Source organism: Vibrio amylolyticus (assembly GCF_023145695.1).
Classification (GTDB): domain Bacteria; phylum Pseudomonadota; class Gammaproteobacteria; order Enterobacterales; family Vibrionaceae; genus Vibrio; species Vibrio amylolyticus.
This window is the reverse complement of sequence record NZ_JAJHVV010000001.1, coordinates 275,169-295,561: the sequence shown is the minus strand read 5'-3', so window position 1 is coordinate 295,561 and position 20,393 is coordinate 275,169. Positions and strand designations below refer to the sequence as shown.

Here is a 20,393-nt window from a genome sequence, read left to right as displayed (position 1 = left end):
TCAGCGTTATCACTTTCTATTGAGGCAAGCAGTTATGCTCACATTGACAACAAACGACATTACTTTGAATCAGTCTTTTAGCGACAAAACAGAGGCTATTCGATCGATCGCTTCCGATCTGTCCGCGAAAGGCTACGTTAAAGGTGGCTATGTAGAAGGTATGCTGGCTCGTGAAGCGCAAAACTCTACCTATTTAGGGAATGGTATTGCGATCCCCCATGGCACGACACAAACCCGAGACTTAGTGAGTAAGACTGGTGTTACTCTCTATCATTTCCCAGAAGGTATTAACTGGGGAGATGAAAATACGGTCTATGTCGCAATTGGGATCGCTGCGCAGTCAGATGAGCATTTAGGCATTTTAAAGCAGTTAACTAATGTGCTTTCTGGCGATGATGTAGAAGAGCAACTGCGACAGGCGAAAACTGAGGAGCAACTGATTGCGATTTTAAATGGTGAAGCGCAAAGCAAGCTTTCTATTTCCCCGGCTCATATTCAGCTTCAATTTCCAGCAACCGATATGATCCAAATGAACGCAGTCGCAAGCGGTCTCTTGCGTAATCAAGATTGCGTTGAACCTGAGTTTATTTCCAACGTGATAAACAAAACACCGACTCACCTTGGTAGTGGGGTGTGGTTAGTCAGCAGTGAAAGTGCGGTAAAGCAGACGGCCATCTCTGTGGTGACAACCTCTCAACCATTTAATATGGATAACACGCCAGTGAACGCTTTGATTGCTGTTTCGGCTTGCAATCAACTTCACCAGTCTGCGCTTGAAACGCTGACTGAGCTGGTATTCAACAAGCAACTGGCAACCCTTCTTTCAAAATCTGAAGAGCAGTTAGTCGCTCTATTTTCTAATAACGGTTCAAAAGAGACTCAATCAAGTGCTGTAATCGGTTCTGATTCTAAAGACAGCGATAGCGGACTAATTAGCCGCGGCGAATTTAAAATAAAGAATGCACATGGGCTACATGCAAGACCAGGTGCAATGCTTGTCGCGGAAGCAAAAAAGTTCGAATCAACGATACAGGTATCAAACCTTGATAGCGATAGTGCGCCCGTGAATGCTAAGAGCTTAATGAAGGTTATCTCGTTAGGTGTTAAGCACGGTTATACCCTGAAGTTCACCGCAGATGGTCAAGACTCGAAACAAGCGATTGAGTCAATTGGTAAGGCAATTGAATCTGGCTTAGGAGAGGGCTAATCAATGATCAATCAAAGTACATTTCACACCGCTGGAATCAATAAGACAACAAAAGTGGTCACTATCACGCTTAACCCTGCGCTTGATTTAACTGGGCACCTTCCTTGTATCAATAATGGCGGCGTAAGCCTGGTTGATAAAGGCTCACTACACGCTGCAGGGAAAGGCGTAAATGTTGCCAAGGTACTTGCAGAGCTTGGTGCTGATGTGACCGTGACAGGCTTTCTAGGAACAGATAATCAAGAGCTGTTTTGTCAGTTGTTTGAGCAGTTGGGTGCGACAGATAAATTCATCCGAGTTTCTGGCTCTACCCGTATCAATGTGAAGCTTGTTGAGCACTCAGGAAGTGTCAGTGATATTAACTTTCCTGGTGTAGAAGTCACTCAAAACGCCTTAGTTGAATTTGAAAAAACGCTGCTCTCTCTTGCTGATGCTCATGACTATTTTGTCCTTGCTGGAAGCCTGCCGCCAGGCGTCTCTGCTGAGTTGTGTGCCTCTTGGATCAAGAAGCTTCGTTCGCTCAATAAGAAAGTAATTTTTGATAGCAGTCGAACCGCATTAATGGTTGGTGTCGATGCGCAACCTTGGCTTATTAAGCCTAATGAAGAAGAGCTTTCACAATTGATGGAAATCCCAAAAACCGACGCAAGTGCGTGTAAGCAAGCCGCAGAGGAACTCGCGCATAAGGTTGAGAATATTGTGGTTTCCATGGGCGCTGATGGCGTGATGTGGCTTAACCAAGGCCAGTGGTTGCAAGCTAAGCCGCCAAAAATGGAGGTCGTAAGCACGGTTGGCGCTGGAGATACTTTGGTTGCTGGCTTGTGCTGGGGTCACATGCAAGAGATGAACAAAACCGATTTACTTCAATTCGCAACGGCGTTATCTGCACTTGCAGTCACGCAGGTGGGGGTTGGAATAGCATCATTAGAACAATTACATACTCTACAAAAACAGACACAGATAGACATTATAAGCCAGTAGCTAAGTGCTATAGGTCAACAAGGAAAAGGGTCAACATTATGAATATTGCCATCATTACCGCTTGTCCAAGCGGTGTTGCCAACAGTGTGATAGCTGCCGGTTTATTAAAAAAAGCCGCCGCTGAACTCAATCACACCGCGACCATTGAGTGCCACTCAAGCGTCATCGATAATCCTGCGTTAACTGAGCAGCAAATAGCGGACGCTGATGTTGTGGTGATTGCTGCAAATACACCTGTTGATACGACTCGCTTTATTGGTAAGCGTGTATATCAGGCTAGTATCACGCAGTGCGCACAAGATGCCGTGGCATTTTTAACCACCGCAACAGCCGAAGCAGCAGAGCTTAACTCAGCGCATGCAATCAGCTTACAGGAAGAAACTAACACTGACTCAGTGAAAAAAATTGTGGCTATTACGGCTTGCCCAACAGGTGTGGCGCATACTTTTATGGCTGCTGAAGCCTTAGAGAAAGAAGCGGCTAGGTTAGGCCATGATATCAAGGTTGAAACGCGCGGCTCGGTGGGTGCTAAGAACCAATTGACTGAGCAGGATATTGAACAAGCTGATCTCGTTATTATTGCGGCGGATATTGAAGTACCACTTGATAGATTCAATGGCAAAGCACTATATAAAACAAGCACAAGCCTCGCACTGAAAAAGACAGAGCAGGAAATCAACAAAGCATTTGCTGAAGCCACGCCTTATCAACACAGCGGCAACACAGCTCAATCTGGTGCAGCCGAAGAGAAAAAAGGCGCATACAAACATCTAATGACAGGTGTATCGCACATGCTACCGGTTGTCGTAGCAGGCGGTTTGATCATCGCTATCTCATTTATTTTTGGCATTGAAGCGTTTCAAGAAGAAGGCACGTTAGCTGCGGCATTGATGACGATTGGTGGCGGTTCCGCATTCGCTTTGATGATTCCTGTTTTAGCTGGTTTTATTGCTTTCTCAATTGCTGACCGCCCAGGTTTAGCACCTGGTTTAATTGGTGGCATGTTAGCGAGTTCAACAGGCGCAGGTTTCTTAGGTGGTATCGCAGCAGGTTTTATTGCAGGTTACTCAGCGAAGCTGATAGCAGACAAAGTCTCTCTTCCTCAGTCAATGGAAGCGCTTAAACCAATTTTAATTATTCCATTTATTGCGAGCTTGTTTACTGGTCTTGTGATGATTTACATCGTTGGTGGGCCAGTTTCCGGAATTATGTCAGCAATGACGGATTTCTTAAACAACATGGGCTCGACGAACGCTGTTCTGCTTGGAATTATTCTAGGTGCAATGATGTGTTTCGATCTCGGTGGTCCAATTAACAAGGCAGCGTACACATTCGGTGTTGGCTTACTTGCATCGCAAACCTACGCTCCAATGGCTGCTATTATGGCCGCCGGTATGGTTCCTGCGCTAGGTATGGGCCTTGCGACTTGGCTTGCTAAAGATAAATTTGAAGCGGGTGAACGTGAAGCTGGTAAAGCGTCATTCGTACTTGGTCTGTGCTTCATCTCTGAGGGTGCGATTCCGTTTGCAGCGAAAGATCCGATGCGTGTGATTCCAGCATGTATGGCGGGTGGCGCCTTAACAGGGGCACTATCAATGTTATTTGGTGCACAGTTAATGGCACCGCATGGTGGTTTGTTTGTGCTACTTATTCCTGGGGCAATCTCACCTGTTCTAATGTACCTAGTCGCCATAGCGGCAGGCACCGCGGTAACAGGTTTTGGTTATGCGTTCTTGAAGCAAAGAGAGCAAGCGAAAGAAGTCGCTACCGCGTAATACATCAGATTTAACTCGATGTAATCCCTCCTATACCCCCTAAAGAATTACATCACGGCGTTACTTCGGTAGCGCTTTTTTTGTTTTGTTATTGTGGTGTTTCAAGGTGAACCCATTTAAGCGCGCCATTGGTTTCAAAGTCGTTCGCTTCTTTACAGACCATATAGTGCTCACCAACTTGAACAATCGACCCTAGTGAGTAAGCTTGATCTTGGTAGTAACAAACTCGCTTAGCTATGCTCCCTGCATTCACACCAATGATTGCTTTGCCGGGTGTTGAAATCACTTTATTCGACGTTGAAACGACGTTAGCACTTAATGGCATTGCTACAGCGGCTAATAGAACCACGAATGAATACTTCATAATATTCCCTTGCTATCTGTTTGCTTAATCAGTGTGCTTGATCCCATTTACGTTGGTAACGAGGTAGCATACTCTCATTACCTAAAATCCCGCCTTGATGAACGTAAATCAACGTCTTACCTTCAAAGTAATGTTTATGTTCAAGTAGACAGCGCCACATCATTGGATCGTAGAGTAAATCGAACTCCACGTAGGTGTCTTCCAACAACTGTTTCCAGATAACGTAATCTTCTTGATAAAGCCGACCAAAATGGTGTTTGTCTTTTAAGGTTAGTATCTCAGGATGAGAGTTTTCATCTAATTCATTAAATTGTTCGGTTAGGTAGTCAGCACCACCGACACAAGGACATGTAACGACATTGATACCATGCGGCTTAAGAACCTTGTTTAAATAGAGTGACGTCGTTCCCGTTCCCGATGGCAGTGCGACGACAAAATCTTGACCTGATTCATACTTTGTCCAATGTAAGATCTCTTCACCTAGCTCTCTAACACCAAATTCAGCCATGGAAAAGCGGCCTCCTTCTGGCACACGAATACAATCATTACTCGGCTTGCGTATTGTCTCAATAAAATCTTTTGGGTGAATAGGCTCTAGGGAAAGTTCACTAACGGCAATGACCTTAGCACCAAGATCGAGTGCACCTCGGTAATTACCAATTGGTTTTTCTTTAAGCCAATTAGGAATGTGATCAACATAGAACTCCAGTTGCCAGCCTTTGATACAAGCAAGAGAGGCAAGCGAGTATAATGAGTTTGCCTGAGCTGAACCGTAGCCAATAATGGTCGTAATCTCTGGGTTTTCGATGTTCAGTAATTGTTTGAACTTTCTGGCTTTATTTCCACTGAACTGACTGTGGAGCTTATCATCACGCTTAAGGAAGAATTCGATGTCTTGAAAACGATGCTGAGTAACAGGGGAGTTATTGAGGATCATGATTGGCTTCACACAGTAAACACCATTCGATTATATCAATTTAGATATGGCTTTGCCCAATTGATGTTTGTAAGCGAACATTTTGTCAGAAGTGTAGGAAAAAGAATAAAAAAAGCCCAGAACAATCAGGTTCTGGGCAGATACAAACATAGGAGTTAATATGAAAAAGCAGCTTAATTTGTAGGAGTAGTAACAATACAAGTTTGACGGCCAGAAAAACTTTTAAAACTCTACTTTCTACACTTAATAGGACACGGCTTTTTCTAAACAGTTCCGTAATTCTTTCAAAAAATAGCAAATAAATACCATTTTCTTCAATTTCAGAGCCTTAGCGGCAATGCTATTCATCTGGTCAGACCAAGTTTAATAAATGTGATGTTAAGCACTTGTTAATCTTGTGTGTCAGTCGTATATTTCAAACAGGTGTTTAATACGAGCGATTGAAATGGCAGCCAAGAACGATACAAAAAATAAAATTCTCGATGTGGCTGAAGTGCTTTTTTCGGAGCAAGGTTTTAACGATACGTCGTTAAGAACGATAACTAGTAAGGCGGGAGTAAACTTAGCGTCGGTGAATTATCACTTTGGTGATAAGAAAACGTTAGTGAGAGCGGTACTTGATCGTTACCTAGAAGCCTTTATGCCTGCGCTAAAACAGTCTTTAGAGTCTTTGAATCAACAAAAGCATTTTGAAGTATCTGATGTGTTTGAATCTTTACGTCAGCCACTGCGTTCGCTTAATAGCGTGAGGCCAGATGGAACTGCGAAATTCATGTTGTTGATAGGTCGTGGGTACACTGATGTTCAAGGGCACTTACGCTGGTTTATTACGACACGTTATCAAGATGTATTGTCGCTATTCACTCAATCTATTTTAAAAGCGAATCCTAATTTAACCCCAGAACTGCTGTTTTGGCGTCTTCACTTCACGCTAGGTACTTGTGTATTTACTTTAGCATCGAGTCAAGCATTAGCTGAAATTGCAGAGAATGATTTTGGTAACAAAGTGGATACCAAAGCCGTCGTTGACTTACTTATCCCTTATTTATCAGCTGGCGTCGCAGCGGATTGACTAAACTTAAGTTACATAAAAAACGAAACAAAATAATAAATATAAAACCACACTAATACGTGAACAAAAGGATCTGAATATGTGCTCTCTAAGAAGAAAATGGGTAAGTGACCCTGCTTTCAAGTTTTTTAAGAAAGTTCTACCACCCTTGTCTGACACAGAAAAAGAAGCGATGGAAGCGGGAAGTGTGTGGTGGGATGGAGAGCTATTCTCTGGTAAGCCTGACTTTTCTAAACTTCATCAATACCCAGCGCCAAGCCTGACGGATGAAGAACAAGCGTTCATGGATAATGAGCTAGAAACACTATTATCGATGCTTGATGACTATCAGATCGTTAAGAAAGACCGAGATTTGCCAAAAGAAGTCTGGGATTTTTTGAGAAAAGAACGCTTCTTTTCACTCATTATTTCCAAGCAGTATGGTGGTCGCGAATTCTCGGCATTGGCAAATTCAACCATCGTCTCTCGCATTGCAACACGAAGTATTAGTGCGGCTGTGACGGTAATGGTTCCAAACTCACTTGGCCCCGGTGAGCTTATCTCTCACTACGGAACTCAAGATCAAAAAGAGTATTGGCTACCTCGTCTAGCCGATGGTACTGACATTCCATGTTTTGCCTTAACGGGCCCAGAAGCGGGATCTGATGCGGGTGGTATTCCTGACCAAGGCACCGTTTGTTATGGCACTCACGAAGGCAAAGAAGTCCTTGGTATTCGTCTTAATTGGAACAAGAGATATATCACCTTAGCCCCTGTATCAACCGTTCTAGGTTTGGCTTTCAAATTGAACGATCCAGAAGGGCTACTTGGCGACAAAAAAGAGCTAGGCATTACTTGTGCACTCATTCCAACATCTCACGAAGGCGTACAAGTCGGTGAGCGTCATGACCCTATCGGTCTCGCGTTTATGAACGGTCCAACTCGTGGTCATGATGTGTTTATTCCGATGGAATGGCTTATCGGTGGTCAAGAGTACGCAGGTAAAGGCTGGAGAATGCTGGTGGAGTGTCTATCAGCGGGTCGTGGTATTTCACTGCCAGCTCTGGGCACTGCGATTGGTCACCTTACTTCCCGAACCACAGGTGCCTATGCGTATGTGCGTAAGCAGTTTGGTATGTCGATTGGTAAGTTTGAAGGGGTTGCAGAATCGCTTGGTCGAATTGGCGGTATGACTTACTTGCTTGAGGCGACTAGAACATTAACGACGACCTCTCTTGATATGAAAGAAAAGCCAGGCATTGTCACGGCGATTGCGAAATATCATATGACGGAAATGGCGCGGACCATTCTCAATGACTCAATGGATATTCACTCTGGTCGTGCGATCCAAGAAGGCCCAATGAATTACCTGACTTCGGCGTATCTGGGTGTGCCAGTAGCGATTACCGTAGAGGGTGCAAACATCTTAACGCGTAACTTGATGATTTTCGGTCAAGGTGCCACACGCTGTCATCCCTATGTATTGAAAGAGATGGAAGCCGCAGGAAACCCTGATGAGAAAGAAGGGGCAAAAGAGTTTGATAAGTTACTGTTTAAACACATCGCTCACGCGACAGGGAATACCTTTGGGGCGTTTGGCGCGGCATTAACCGGTTCTCGTTTTATCAAAGCTGATATGAGTGGACCTACTCAGGTTTACTACAAAGACTTAACCCGATTGAGCCGAGCGCTAGCCGTAAGTGCAGACTTTGCAATGCTAACCCTTGGTGGTGATCTTAAACGTAAGGAGATGATCTCGGCGCGTTTGGGTGATGGGCTAAGCTACCTTTACATGGCGTCAGCTGTCCTCAAAAAGTATGAAGATGAAGGCCGTCAGCAGCAAGATTTAGATTACGTTCACTACGCAATTCAACACTGTTTCCATCAAGGTGCGAAGTCATTGCAAGAAGCGTATCGTAACTTCCCGCAGAAAATGGTTGGGCGTTTATTGAAAGTGCTCGTGTTCCCATTAGGTAATCACTTCAATAAACCCAGCGATGATCTAGCGGTGAAAATAGCAGAAAGTATCATGACACCGGGAGCTTGCCGAGATCGCTTAACGCACCTTTGTTATGTGGGTGACAGTGAAGATGACAGCGTAGGCCTGATGGAGAAAGCGTTTTTGGCGATGTATGACATTAAGAGCCTAGAGCGAAAAATCAATAAAGCGGTAAAAGAAGGTAAAGTTGTCAGAAAAGCGCCACTGAACACTCGCTTAGAGCAAGCACTGGCGGCAGAGGTATTAACTCAAGATGAGGTGGATACGATCATTGCAGCCGACAGATTGCGCTATAAAGCGATTCAGGTTGACGACTTTAGCCACGACTACAGTGAAGTTCGAACGCAGAAAAACTTGGCACCGAAGTTAAATAGCGTTGCCTAGTTCCGTAGGCCAATGATATTTAATTGAGGTACGCAGTAAAATTGCAGTACGAACTATTTATGTTTAAAGGGTCTCTATAATAGAGACCCTTTTTATTGCGTGAACTGTCAGGAATCTCCGATTGAGCAAAAAATTGAATCAGCATCACCGTTTAGTGATCCAACCACTTGTCTATTTTCGGTAAATTTGCAGAAATTAGATGCGATTTGGTCGTGAACCTTTTATTCTACGGGTGATTTTTTAAGGAACTTGAATATGATCATCAAACCTCGAATTCGTGGATTTATCTGTACCACAACACACCCTGTGGGCTGTGAAGCAAATGTAAAAGAACAAATTGCCTACACTAAAGCGCAAGGTCCAATTCAAAATGCACCAAAACGTGTATTGGTGGTTGGTTCTTCAAGTGGCTACGGTCTATCTTCTCGCGTTGCGGCTGCTTTTGGCGGTGGTGCTTCTACAATCGGTGTTTTCTTTGAAAAAGAAGGGACTGAAAGAAAAACAGGTACAGCGGGCTTCTATAACGCAGCAGCTTTTGACAAGCTAGCTCGTGAAGAAGGTCTGTACTCGAAAAGCCTTAATGGCGATGCGTTCTCAAACGAAGCTAAACAAAAAGCGATTGACCTGATCAAAGAAGATCTTGGCCAAATCGATATGGTTGTTTATTCATTGGCATCTCCAGTTCGTAAGCTACCAGAAACAGGTGAACTGATTCGTTCATCTCTAAAGCCGATTGGCGAAACGTACACAGCAACCGCTGTTGATACGAACAAAGACCAAATCATTGAAGCATCAGTTGAACCAGCAACAGAAGAAGAGATCAAAGACACAGTAACCGTGATGGGCGGAGAAGACTGGGAACTTTGGATTAACGCTCTTTCTGATGCAGGTGTATTAGCAGACGGTTGTAAGACTGTTGCTTATAGCTACATTGGTACTGAGTTAACGTGGCCAATCTACTGGGATGGCGCACTAGGTAAAGCAAAAATGGACCTAGACCGCGCAGCAACAGAGCTTAACGCGAAACTTTCAGCAACAGGCGGCAGCGCGAACGTTGCGGTACTTAAGTCAGTAGTGACTCAAGCAAGCTCAGCGATTCCTGTTATGCCTCTTTACATCGCGATGGTGTTCAAGAAGATGCGTGAAGAAGGTGTCCATGAAGGTTGTATGGAACAAATCTATCGCATGTTTAGCCAACGTCTATACAAAGAAGATGGCAGCGCAGCAGAAGTTGATGATAAGAACCGCCTACGCCTAGATGACTGGGAACTGCGTGAAGACATTCAAAAGCACTGTCGTGAGCTATGGCCACAAGTGACTTCTGAGAATCTAAAAGAGCTGACTGATTACGTTGAGTACAAAGAAGAGTTCTTGAAGCTATTCGGCTTTGGTGTCGAAGGTGTTGATTACGAAGCTGACGTAAACCCTGCGGTTGAATCAGATATTATCGCTATCTAATCATTACCATGATTAGGAATAGCTACTAAAAAGGCGCTCACAGAGCGCCTTTTTTATATTCGAGACAAAACTAATTCAACTCTTAACTAATAATGATCAAGATAGTCCCAGCGAGTGTCATAAGAATATTCGCTATGGCGTAAGTACCTGCATAGCCTAGCGCAGGAATCGTCGATTTAGCGTAGTCGTTTACAATATCCATAGCTGGTGCACAGGTTCTCGCACCAATGATAGCGCCAAACAGAAGGGCTCTGTTCATTTTTAGCACATAGGCACCAACTAAATAGGCCAATACAACAGGTACAACACTCACAATAAATGCTAGGCCAATGACTTGTGCGCCCACTTGGGTTAAGTGTTCAAACATCTTCCCACCCGCACTCAGGCCGATACCCACCATAAAGATCATTAAGCCCAAGTCTTTGACCATGTTAAGGGCACCTTGTGGCACATAGCCAAAGGTAGGGTGGTTGGCTCTTAAGAATCCAAGGGTAATCCCTGAAAGCAGTAATCCAACCGCATTACCAAGACCAAATGACACCTGACCAAACGTCATAGTAATGAGACCAAACATTAGCCCCAGAATGAAGAAGCTACAAAACGCAAGTAGATCGGCTATTTGACTGTGAATTGAGATAAAACCGATTTTTTCAGCTAAACCGTGTACTCGGCTCTTTTCACCACTGACTTGCAGTACATCGCCCTTGGCTAGAACAATATCGAGATCCATTGGCATCTCTATTTGTGCTCTTACTACACGATTTAAGAAACAGCCAAATTCAGAGAGGTTAAGTTCAGATAACCGCTTTCCTACCATGCTATCGCTTTTAACAACGATTTCTTCTTCAATAATTCTCAGATCGAGTAAATTTCGGTCGAATACTTCTTTACCATTTCTAAAACTAGGGTCTAGACGGGCGTGGCTGTCTGGGAAGCCGACTAATGCTATTTCATCACCTTGCTGTAAGATAGCGTCACCATCTGGATGGGCCAAAATGCCATTTCGACGAATACGTTCAATATAGCAACCTGTTTGACGATAAATACCAAGCTCTCGTAGGTTTTTCCCATCTGTCCAATCGATTAACTCTGGGCCAGCTCTGTAAGCTCGGATGATTGGCAAGTAGACTTTTCGCTGACCTGAGCTGCCTATACCTCGTTCTTTTGCTATTTGCTGAGCGGAGTCTGATAGATTCTGTTTTTGTAATTTTGGTAGCAGCTTTGCAAACGCAATCATACTGATGAGGCCAACCAAATAAGCCATTGCGTACCCAACAGAGAGGCTTTCCATCACAAGGCCTAAGTCCATATTGCGAGGGAGGGTAGCAAGCCCGCTCGTCAGTGCATCTTGTGCACCAACAAGCACAGGGGTCGCCGTTAATGCGCCCGCCATCATCCCGGCAGAAAGCCCAAAATCTAAACCAAAGTAGTGGCTAGCTAAATAAGTAATCCCTAACGCGCTCGAGAGAACAACTAAGCTAAGGATAAAGTAGTGCTTTCCATCTCGGAAAAATATCCCAAAGAAGTTGGGGCCTGCTTCAATTCCGACACAATAAATAAACAGCATAAAGCCGATAGTGAGTGCCTCAGGGCTAAAATAAAAACCGAGATGACCTAATATAAGTGAGGTAACTAATACACCGATAGAGCTTCCAAGTTGAAATCCGCCTAAGCGTATCTTTCCAACGGCAAGTCCAGTCGCTAATGCGACGAAAATGAGGAGGATTGGATTTTGTTCAAGCAATTGTATGACGTTTATATTCACGATTGGCTCTTGTTGCCAGAGTAGAAGGGATTAAGTGGGGCGAATTGTAGCGGATCGTATGCAAAAAATAAGTGAGTTTTTTTATAATTTGCAATTAGTTCACATAAGGCAAATAAAACAAAACCTGCCACATGAGCAGGTTAAGTTTTTAAATAAATGAACCGTTTAATTAAGCGAATAAGCCTAAGTGTTCTTTTGCGTACGCTTCGAAGTCATCACAGCCGCCAATATGGTCTTGGTCGACGAAAATTTGTGGCACAGTTTCAACTGGCTTGCCTACCGTTTTTTCTAAATCCGCTTTGCTAATACCTTCAGCATGGATATCTACATAGCGATAGTTAAAGTCATCACGCTGAGCTTTTAGCGTTTCTGCGTGTTCTTTAGCACGAACACAAAAAGGGCAGGCTGGGCGACCAAAAATAACTACGAACATAACTTTCTCTCCTTTAATCTGATAGCTGCAACTATGCCCCAATCTATTGTGGAAATAAAGTAGCAATTACCTCTTGTTCTAATAGGTGTAACCTATCTTGACTTATAATTAATAGCTTAAGTTAATAATGATTACTTTTTCATCGCAGTTTACTGTTTTGTTTAAAACAGACAGCGTGATGTGTCGCATAAAACGCTTACTTTAAGTGTGGCTATTTTAAGCAAGTTGCACTGGGTCAAACAAATTTGACTTGGTTAAGTGCAAGCTAAAACAAGTGAATATTAAAATAGAGGGATGAAGTATGTTTCAATTCATGACATCAACTCGAATCATTTTTGGAGAAGGAGCTCTTCAGTCATCACTTTCAATACTCAATCAGTATGGTTATAGCGTCTTATTAGTGACCGGCAAAGATCAGTCTCGTTCAGAGCCCATCATTTCCTATTTGAAAACTCAAAAAATGCGCTATCAGCATGTCAGTATCTCTGGTGAGCCAAATATTACCATGATCGAAGAAACCGCTATTGTCGGGCGAAAGTTTAAGCCTGATATGGTGGTGAGTATTGGCGGTGGAAGTGTTATTGATATGGGGAAGGCGCTTGCGGCTATTATCCCTAATCAAGGTGACGTTTATGATTATGTCGAAGTCGTTGGACGCAATGTACCGATAAAGACGACTCCTATTCCATTTATTGCGATACCCACCACGGCGAGTACTGGCTCTGAAGTTACGCGTAATGCAGTACTTCGCTCTGGTCAAGATCAAGTGAAAGTCAGCTTGCGAAGCCCCGATATGTTAGCTGATGTGGCCATTGTTGATCCAACGCTAACTTATGGAATGGATGTCTATACCTCAGGAAGAGGAGCAATGGATGTGTTTACTCACTTGATGGAAGCTTACGTATGCGGTGATCCTAATCCATTGACCGATATGGTTTGTGAGGAGGGGCTGCGAAAGTTATCGGGTTCTATCGTTGCTGCTTGTCGACATGATGACTATTCTGCGAGAGCGGATCTTTCGTTTGCAGCAATGCTGGGTGGAATGGCGACAAACAATGCAAAGCTTGGTGCTGCCCATGGCTTGGCTTCTGCTTTAGGTGGAAAGTTAAATGCGCCGCATAGTGTTATCGCCGGACAACTTGCCCCGCACGTCATGAGGGAGAATATTGCAGTCGCGAATGAATTTGGACGTAAAGATGTCCTTGAACGTTATTCTCGTATTGCACAGCTCGTAACAGGTAGAACAAACGCACATGTTGAGGATGGTGCTCTTTGGGTTCAGATGATGCTTGATAAACTGGAGTTGCCAAAGCTGAGTGAATTTGGGGTGTGCAGTACTTCATTTGAAAAGGTAGCAGAAGACGCGCTTATGTCGGTGGCAATAAAAGGTAATCCACTACCATTAACAAAAGCTAGGCTTATCTATATCTTGGAGCAAGTGTGCCAGTGCGCTGGACATTGTACTGATGAGAGAGAAAGCCAAGTAAGCCGTGTTGAGATTTTGACTGATTCAATTGAAGAGAACCAAATGTAAACGGTTCAGAGTTTAAGATTAAAAAACGGAGCGCAATGCTCCGTTTTCTTATTGGTATTGACTCATCTTATCGAATCGAGAATCTTTAAGTGCATCTTTCACACGTCTTAAGTTTTCTCTAAAGCCAGTACCGCGACGTAGTGTAAACCCTGTCGCGAGTACATCAATAACCGTCATTTGAACAACGCGGCTTGCCATTGGCATGTAAACGTCAGTGTCTTCAGGTACATCAAGTGTAATTGAAAGAGAACTAGCTTTATCCAGTGGCGAATCTTTGGCTGTAATAGATATAACCGTCGCGCCATTCTCTCTTGCTAAATGTGCAATTTCTACCAGACTTTTCGTTCGGCCCGTATGCGAGATCAGGACGATTACATCGTTGTCAGAGCTATTGATACAGCTCATTCGCTGCATGACAACGTCTTCGAAACAAGTGATCGGAATATTAAAACGGATAAACTTGTTTTGCGCATCTTTAGCCACAGCTGATGACGCACCTAAACCAAAAAACGAGATGCGTTTTGCTTGGGTCAAGAGATCGACAGCGCGGTTTACTTGCATTGAATCTAAGCTATTTTTAGCAACATCTAGACAAGCCATTGTTGATTCGAAGATTTTGTGTGTGTAGGCATCAGGGCCATCATCTTCTTCGACGTTTCGATTTACATAAGGCGTTCCATTGGCCAGACTTTGCGCTAAGTGAAGCTTAAAGTCAGGAAAGCCTTTAGTGTCTAATCTGCGACAAAAACGGTTTACAGTTGGTTCACTAACATCAGCCATTTTCGCAAGCGTAGCAATACTAGAGTGAATAGCAGTTTGTGGAGAAGCCATAATAACTTCGGCCACTTTGCGCTCTGATTTGCTGAAATTTTCTAAGTTTTTTTGTATTTTTTCTAATGTGTTCATAGTGTTCACGAGGGCTAGAGAACAACTCGCTGATAAAGCTTCAAAGGATATCTCACCTATTAAAACCATAGCTCAGCGCCATAAAATTAGTATAAACCTAAGCAAAAGGTTTATTTGCTTACAATTGGTGAGAATATGACAAACCTCAAACTAAATTTCAATTTTTGAATAAAATTTAAAGGAAATTTGAGTGTTTAAGCTAATAAATAGCCAAATTTGACAAGCTAGCAACAATAAGCAGAAATAAATTTTCAGTTTACAAACAATCTAATTGTTAGTTTGACATATTTCTTCTGTCAATAAATTGATTTGATTCATCAATTTAGGAGCTTGCTTGGCTATTTCTCTCTGCTCTGCAAGAACGGACTCTAGAATGTCATAAGTTGTTAATGGGTTAGCAAGGACAACTCGGAATACAATCGTATTTTGATGATGCATCTCACCAGGATTTAAGCGTGTTCGAGAAACAAATGACTTTCCGGTTTCCCGCTGGCGTTTCTGAATAAACTTAGTGAGACCATTGAGTAAGTCATTAATCTGGCTTGCTTGCGCCTTAGTTGCCACTTTCAGTGCCGCGATAGTCTCTTTTGGCGTATAGCGATAGGTAAGAAGACATAGCTCTGGCTTTGAAATAAGTTGGAAGTCGTCTTGTTGGTCGATCAAGTTCGCGAAATACTGCGCTTTTTCAATGCTCTGATCAATCAAGAGTTCGTAACCCGGACGGCTAATAATGTGCATGCTTGCGTATACGAGCATAGCCATGCCAGAACGAGACCCTTCTAGGGTATGTGTTCCTAAGTCTTTCGAACCTTTACGCAAGATATATTGGGCGTGATGTTCAATAGAACTCATTGCGTCAGGATTTTTAAACAGAACCATACCTGCCCCCATAGGGATGTATAGCTGTTTATGGGCGTCAATTGTGACAGAGTCGGCGAGTTCGATACCCGCTAGCATATGGCGATGATTATTCGACATTAAAGTGGCACCACCCCATGCTGCATCAACATGAAAATGACAAGCTTCTTGCTGACAAATTTCTGCAATGTCCGTTAATGGGTCAATGCTGCCGGTTTCTGTAGTACCTGCTACACCAATGACCGCGAAAGCTTTAATGTTTTGCTGTTTGAGATGAGCAAATTTAGCTTTTAAGTCGGTAGGACACAAACGGTTATTGTCGTCTGTTTTAACTGAAACGAGGCTCTCTTGACCAATGCCTAATGTATCTGCAGCTTTTTTTAAAGAGTAGTGACCCCGTTCTGAAACTAGTATCGCCAGACCTTCATAGCCATAGTGCTTCATAGCTTTAAATAGCCCTTCTTTCTCAACCCCTTTAAAGTTACCTTCGGCTTTTAATGCGTTATTACGTGCTACCCAAAGCGCGGTGATATTTGCAATGGTCCCGCCAGAACAAAATGCGCCCAGTGAGTGACCTGCACTGTGCATCCAGTGAGAGTAAAAGGCGTCATCTTGGCTGTAAATTAGACGATGAAGCATACCCAATACTTGGCGCTCCAATGGCGTGAATGCCTTGGAGGTCTCGATCTTGACCAGGTTTTGGTTGAGCGCAATCATGATTTTTGAAAGCGGCATCAAGAAGTAGGGCAACGCAGAGGTCATGTGCCCGATAAAGCTTGGTGCAGAGGTGTGAACTGACTGCGCAACGAGCGTATCCAGTAAGTGCTGGGTATGATCGGAAACAAACTCAGGCTGTTCTGGAATGATAGGGTTAGAGAAATCTTTTTCAATGTCTCTTAAGGGTTTCTCTTCAGCAACGATGTGTTCACGCAAAAATTGATTAAGGTTCTTTGAAAGACCGTCTTCTATCTTTGTCAACGTTGAATCTGGCCCTTCAGGCACGGTGAAGATGCGGAGTAAACTATCAAAGTTTACATCAACTGTTTTCTGTTCTGATCCCATACAGCTACGTTATATTTCTAATTTCCATTGCGAACGGCACAATCTAAACGAAAACGGAACTAATGTCCCGTCTTTATTTAGAGGGTATATTTATCATTCTTCTAGCAAATGATGAGCTTTATTTCAGGCAATCCATTGCTTCTAGAGCTTGGATGGATTGATTGTATTTCTGTAATACTGTATCGATCTGTTTTGGGTGACTTAACAGATCGGCGAACGCTGAACGCAGTTCATAGTTCTTTTCGTGAGGCGTTTTTTGTCGGTCATTAAAGGTCAGCTTAGCGGCTTGGCCCAATTCATCATCACGTTCAGAAAGCACTTTTACATCGTGTTGTTCAAGCTGTAGCCAACCTTCAACTGACTGTTCAGTGGCAACTTTTGATTTATCGTGATCTAGGTAGTAATGAACGGCTGCTCTGTTTAATTCAAAGTGATTTTTTCGCCCCTGTAGAAACCATTGGCTCACTTCTGAAAGTTCAGGGTAACGCTCAGAAGTGAGTTGTGTTAGGTCTTGATACCAAGTGAGAGAGGCGTCAATGTAAGCGTCATATTTTTGGGCGAGGCATTGAGAGTTCTCGGCAAATGCTGACCCTGAAGCCAGTGTAGAGATGGTTAGTAATGCGGCAAAAGCTATGCGTTTCATGATAAATCCTTTATAGCACTTTCGTGTGCTTTTATTTTATTGGCTTTAGTTTGTAATTACTGCGATTCGGATAAAGCGTCAGCAATTTTATACTGCTAACGAAACAAAAAACAGCATCAGTATAGGGACAAGTAAGCTGAGAATAAATCCGCTGACTATCGCAATCGGTACACACCTTACACCACCCGTCGATTGAATTACAGGAAGAGTAAAGTCCATGGCTGTTGCCCCAGCGTAGCCTATGGATGTACATGGTTTAATTCGAATAAGCATTGGGATCATAATGAGCGCCACCAGTTCTCTAAGGAGCTCAAGCATAAAGGAAGCACCGCCGTAAACAGGTCCAAATGCATCCCCCATTAAAATCCCAGCCAGTGAGTACCAGCCAAAGCCTGAGGCCATAGCGAGCCCACGATATAGATCGATATCGAGGATATAGGCTGAAATGACACCGCCTATTAATGAACTGCCGACGATGACAAGGGCAATGAGCATTCCTTGTCTATTGATTAAGATCTGTCTTAGAGTCAAGCCGCTATTACGTAGCTGAATACCAATAAAAAAGAGTAATAAAAATAAAATCCACTCACTAGCGGTATCCACCCAGTCAAGATCCATTCCGGCTAAAAGCCCTGCAATGAGCCCACCACCAACCACGAGAATAAGCCTTGCAGATTCTAGGGCCATACTGGCCAATGGAAGCTTGGATGATTTATTGTCGGTGTGAATTGGGTACAGTTTATCGATCAATGGCAATACGGCTAGATTACATAAACTAATGCAGATAAAGAATGTTGCTGTAAATTTGATAATGAGTTGTAAGTTTTGACCAAGATTATCTAGGGCAGCAAGACTTAGCCCCATTAAGAACAAAATGACGTAGATAAGGTACGACGTCATTTTGTTAATTGTTTCTAATGCACTATTTTTAGATATAGAAATTAAGTAGCCCACAACAAGTGGGGCAAAAATAAAGATCATCCCTGAGAACATTTAAAATCCTATCTTGTTCTTTAATGCGCGTTGGTAACGCGCATTCTTATTTACATATTTTTTTATCGATACAATGGCGAGAGTAGATACTAATGCAAAGGTATTGAGTTTAGTGCATGCGTAGCGTGCGGTTTTATGAAGAGAGCAGGGTTATAAACCACTGGCATTAATCACGGCACTTATCTGAGAATTAAAGTCAAACTCGCTTAAGTTGGAAAGTTTAAATAATACGTCAGCCCCGGTTGTATCGAATTCGACAAAATGATCTTCAATGGCATCATCTTGGCGTCTAAATAGCAATATATGGTTAGCTATTCGTGCAATGTCGAGATAATTCACCGGCTTGTCATCATTTTGACCCTGTTCTTCATTCGTCGCGACACTAATAAAATCGAGATCAAAGCCCCAGCTGGTTAGAACAAGTCGACTAGAATCTGAACATTGTGAGTCAAATATTTGAAGCGCGATATTAATGTCGAGGTAGTTACCATTTTCTAAGTATTGATGGTACTCGTTCACCATACAAAACAGCCCGATATCTGCGATCAAGCCAGACAGCAGTGCTTTCTCCACTTCCAGGTATTTATAGGTTTTAGGTTGAATTTCCTTAAAGGATTTTGCAACCATAACCATAGTTGCCGCAAGCTCTCTGGAAGTAGCAGCACTTCGTACTAAAATTCGATTACACTCTTTGCTAAGACTAACCGTATGCTTTAATTGCTCAATCGCTTGAGCCGTTACGATATCTCTCACTCTCAGGATACCAAGTCTCGACACTGCAGTGAAAAGATCGGTACAGGTAATATTACGTCGATTAAAAATAACAGAATTAGCTACACGAATAACAATTGCAGCAAGCCCAGGGTCTTCGAGAAGACAGTCTGCTATGTCGATGATTTCAGTAGAATCTTTCGTACAAAGAGATTGAATGCGTAAAACGACTTCTGAAATGGGTGGCAAGGTAATTTTGCCAGTGCTTACTGAATGTGCAATAAGGTCGGAAAACTCGCTCTCAATACTTTTAAGAAGCGCCTCCTTATTGTCAGGAAGCCAATAGAACGATAAATGATTCATAGCCGGTCACCAAAGGAATACTCCTTACAGTGTAACTAATTGGTATCTAGATTAGCAACAACTTACATTAGTAGTTTCATCGTATATCACTATTGATATACTCATCATAACGAATTAAGTCGTAAAGACTCATTGTTTGTGATTTTAGTCTCATAAATTGAGGATTCTATAGTAATTGATGTGAAGTCTGAACAGACTTATTTTTTAACGTGAACTATCATTTATTTACTAACTAAGGCAATCAAACTTAAACAATAATATAAGCCTTAGTAGCAATAAACTTTCGCTAAAAAAGCTGCTATCTGGTGATCACCAATAATCGGGGTAACATGATTAGAAGGATCAATGGATATGACAGAACAACTATTTATGGACTATGTAAGTGCATTTTGTGACTTTCAAAAGCGTTCAATGTTTGGCGGTATTGGGCTTTTCAAAAACGAGGCGATGTTTGCTCTATTAAGTGGAGAAAAGATCTTTATTCGTGGTGGTGAAGAGTTAGATACAAAATTGAATGCACTAGGTTGTGAAAAGTACCGTCATGTAAAAAAACAGACAACAGCAACTGTTAACTATTATGATATAACTCAACTATTTACGGAGAAGCAAGACGCGCTTAGTGAGGTGATTAAAACATCAATTAAACTGTCAGTTGATCAGCGACAATTTCAGAAATCGTCAGCGAGTCGTCGACTACGAGACCTTCCAAATATGCAATTGACGCTAGAGCGGATGGTTAAAAAGGCAGGGGTTGATGATGTTGAAACCTTTATGAATCTTGGTGCCGCAGCAGTGTATTCGAAAGTGCGTAACACATATGGAACAGACGTAGATGTTAAGCTGTTATGGAAATTTGCTGGTGCTGTAGAGGGGATCCATTGGAAGTTAATTCAAGAGCCTAAAAAGCGTCAACTATTGGCAGGCTGTCACTAGTTAATTTTTATTAGATTAAAAGAAAACCGCTCAATT

The 20,393-nt window shown here is 42.8% G+C and carries 17 protein-coding genes and 1 pseudogene; 9 read left to right on the top strand and 9 right to left on the bottom strand.

All coding sequences use genetic code 11. From position 1 onward, the window contains the following. Positions 1 to 34: 34 nt before the first annotated feature. The 4 genes and pseudogenes from fruB (at position 35) to fruA (ending at position 3,963) form a co-directional block, all read left to right on the top strand. The gene (gene fruB, locus KP803_RS01305) at positions 35 to 1,207 is read left to right on the top strand and encodes a fused PTS fructose transporter subunit IIA/HPr protein (RefSeq protein ID WP_248007023.1); all 1,173 of its coding nucleotides are present in this window, start codon (positions 35 to 37) and stop codon (positions 1,205 to 1,207) included. A 3-nt stretch (positions 1,208 to 1,210) separates the two neighbouring features. After that, a complete protein-coding gene (gene pfkB / locus KP803_RS01300; protein WP_248007022.1) occupies positions 1,211 to 2,188 on the top strand; it encodes a 1-phosphofructokinase in 978 nt (325 codons plus the stop codon). A gap of 38 nt (positions 2,189 to 2,226) precedes the next feature. Beyond that, a pseudogene (locus KP803_RS22000) lies at positions 2,227 to 2,469 on the top strand (PTS fructose transporter subunit IIB); the annotation flags it as partial. A 24-nt stretch (positions 2,470 to 2,493) separates the two neighbouring features. Continuing rightward, positions 2,494 to 3,963 (top strand): PTS fructose transporter subunit IIBC, encoded by a 1,470-nt coding sequence (gene fruA, locus KP803_RS01295; protein WP_427916917.1) that lies wholly within the window; start codon positions 2,494 to 2,496, stop codon positions 3,961 to 3,963. Positions 3,964 to 4,051: 88 nt separating this feature from the next. Here fruA and KP803_RS01290 read toward each other — a convergent pair whose 3' ends face one another. Continuing rightward, positions 4,052 to 4,288 (bottom strand): DUF1496 domain-containing protein, encoded by a 237-nt coding sequence (locus KP803_RS01290; RefSeq protein WP_248007354.1) that lies wholly within the window; start codon positions 4,286 to 4,288, stop codon positions 4,052 to 4,054. A gap of 67 nt (positions 4,289 to 4,355) precedes the next feature. Further along, positions 4,356 to 5,264: a 1-aminocyclopropane-1-carboxylate deaminase/D-cysteine desulfhydrase gene (locus KP803_RS01285; RefSeq protein WP_248007353.1), complete on the bottom strand. Its 909-nt coding sequence runs from the start codon at positions 5,262 to 5,264 to the stop codon at positions 4,356 to 4,358. A gap of 445 nt (positions 5,265 to 5,709) precedes the next feature. On the opposite strand from KP803_RS01285, the gene psrA reads away from it, so the two are divergent. From psrA to fabV, 3 genes are all read left to right on the top strand, one after another. Next, positions 5,710 to 6,336, top strand: coding sequence for a TetR family transcriptional repressor PsrA (gene psrA, locus KP803_RS01280; RefSeq protein ID WP_248007020.1), 627 nt, complete (start codon positions 5,710 to 5,712; stop codon positions 6,334 to 6,336). Between the two features lie 79 nt (positions 6,337 to 6,415). Then, a complete protein-coding gene (locus KP803_RS01275; protein WP_248007019.1) occupies positions 6,416 to 8,698 on the top strand; it encodes an acyl-CoA dehydrogenase in 2,283 nt (760 codons plus the stop codon). A gap of 255 nt (positions 8,699 to 8,953) precedes the next feature. Continuing rightward, entirely contained in the window at positions 8,954 to 10,156 is a 1,203-nt protein-coding gene (gene fabV / locus KP803_RS01270; protein WP_248007018.1) for an enoyl-ACP reductase FabV, read from the top strand. Between the two features lie 82 nt (positions 10,157 to 10,238). Here the strand turns inward: fabV and KP803_RS01265 are convergent, their stop codons facing one another. Together KP803_RS01265 and KP803_RS01260 are read right to left on the bottom strand one after the other, a co-directional pair. Continuing rightward, a complete protein-coding gene (locus tag KP803_RS01265; RefSeq protein ID WP_248007017.1) occupies positions 10,239 to 11,921 on the bottom strand; it encodes an aspartate:alanine antiporter in 1,683 nt (560 codons plus the stop codon). A gap of 169 nt (positions 11,922 to 12,090) precedes the next feature. Further along, complete coding sequence (locus KP803_RS01260; RefSeq protein ID WP_248007016.1) at positions 12,091 to 12,354, bottom strand: GrxA family glutaredoxin; 264 nt, start codon at positions 12,352 to 12,354, stop codon at positions 12,091 to 12,093. A 301-nt stretch (positions 12,355 to 12,655) separates the two neighbouring features. On the opposite strand from KP803_RS01260, the gene KP803_RS01255 reads away from it, so the two are divergent. Beyond that, positions 12,656 to 13,888 carry an iron-containing alcohol dehydrogenase gene (locus KP803_RS01255; RefSeq protein WP_248007015.1) on the top strand — a complete coding sequence of 411 codons (1,233 nt, stop codon included), beginning with the start codon at positions 12,656 to 12,658 and terminating at the stop codon, positions 13,886 to 13,888. Positions 13,889 to 13,936: 48 nt separating this feature from the next. On the opposite strand, the gene KP803_RS01250 is transcribed toward KP803_RS01255, so the two are convergent. The 5 genes from KP803_RS01250 to KP803_RS01230 all read right to left on the bottom strand — a co-directional run bounded on the left by KP803_RS01250 (position 13,937) and on the right by KP803_RS01230 (position 19,424). Then, positions 13,937 to 14,794, bottom strand: a complete 858-nt coding sequence (locus KP803_RS01250; RefSeq protein WP_248007014.1) for a MurR/RpiR family transcriptional regulator — start codon at positions 14,792 to 14,794, stop codon at positions 13,937 to 13,939. Between the two features lie 267 nt (positions 14,795 to 15,061). Next, the gene (gene panP / locus KP803_RS01245; protein WP_248007013.1) at positions 15,062 to 16,714 is read right to left on the bottom strand and encodes a pyridoxal-dependent aspartate 1-decarboxylase PanP; all 1,653 of its coding nucleotides are present in this window, start codon (positions 16,712 to 16,714) and stop codon (positions 15,062 to 15,064) included. 118 nt (positions 16,715 to 16,832) lie between these two features. Next, positions 16,833 to 17,357: a hypothetical protein gene (locus KP803_RS01240; protein ID WP_248007012.1), complete on the bottom strand. Its 525-nt coding sequence runs from the start codon at positions 17,355 to 17,357 to the stop codon at positions 16,833 to 16,835. 87 nt (positions 17,358 to 17,444) lie between these two features. After that, positions 17,445 to 18,350, bottom strand: a complete 906-nt coding sequence (locus KP803_RS01235) for a LysO family transporter (protein WP_248007011.1) — start codon at positions 18,348 to 18,350, stop codon at positions 17,445 to 17,447. A 150-nt stretch (positions 18,351 to 18,500) separates the two neighbouring features. Next, positions 18,501 to 19,424 carry an HDOD domain-containing protein gene (locus KP803_RS01230; protein ID WP_248007010.1) on the bottom strand — a complete coding sequence of 308 codons (924 nt, stop codon included), beginning with the start codon at positions 19,422 to 19,424 and terminating at the stop codon, positions 18,501 to 18,503. Positions 19,425 to 19,769: 345 nt separating this feature from the next. Between KP803_RS01230 and KP803_RS01225 the strand changes: the two genes are divergently transcribed. After that, on the top strand, positions 19,770 to 20,357 hold the full coding sequence (locus KP803_RS01225) for a TfoX/Sxy family DNA transformation protein (protein ID WP_248007009.1): 588 nt from the start codon (positions 19,770 to 19,772) through the stop codon (positions 20,355 to 20,357). Positions 20,358 to 20,393: the final 36 nt, after the last annotated feature.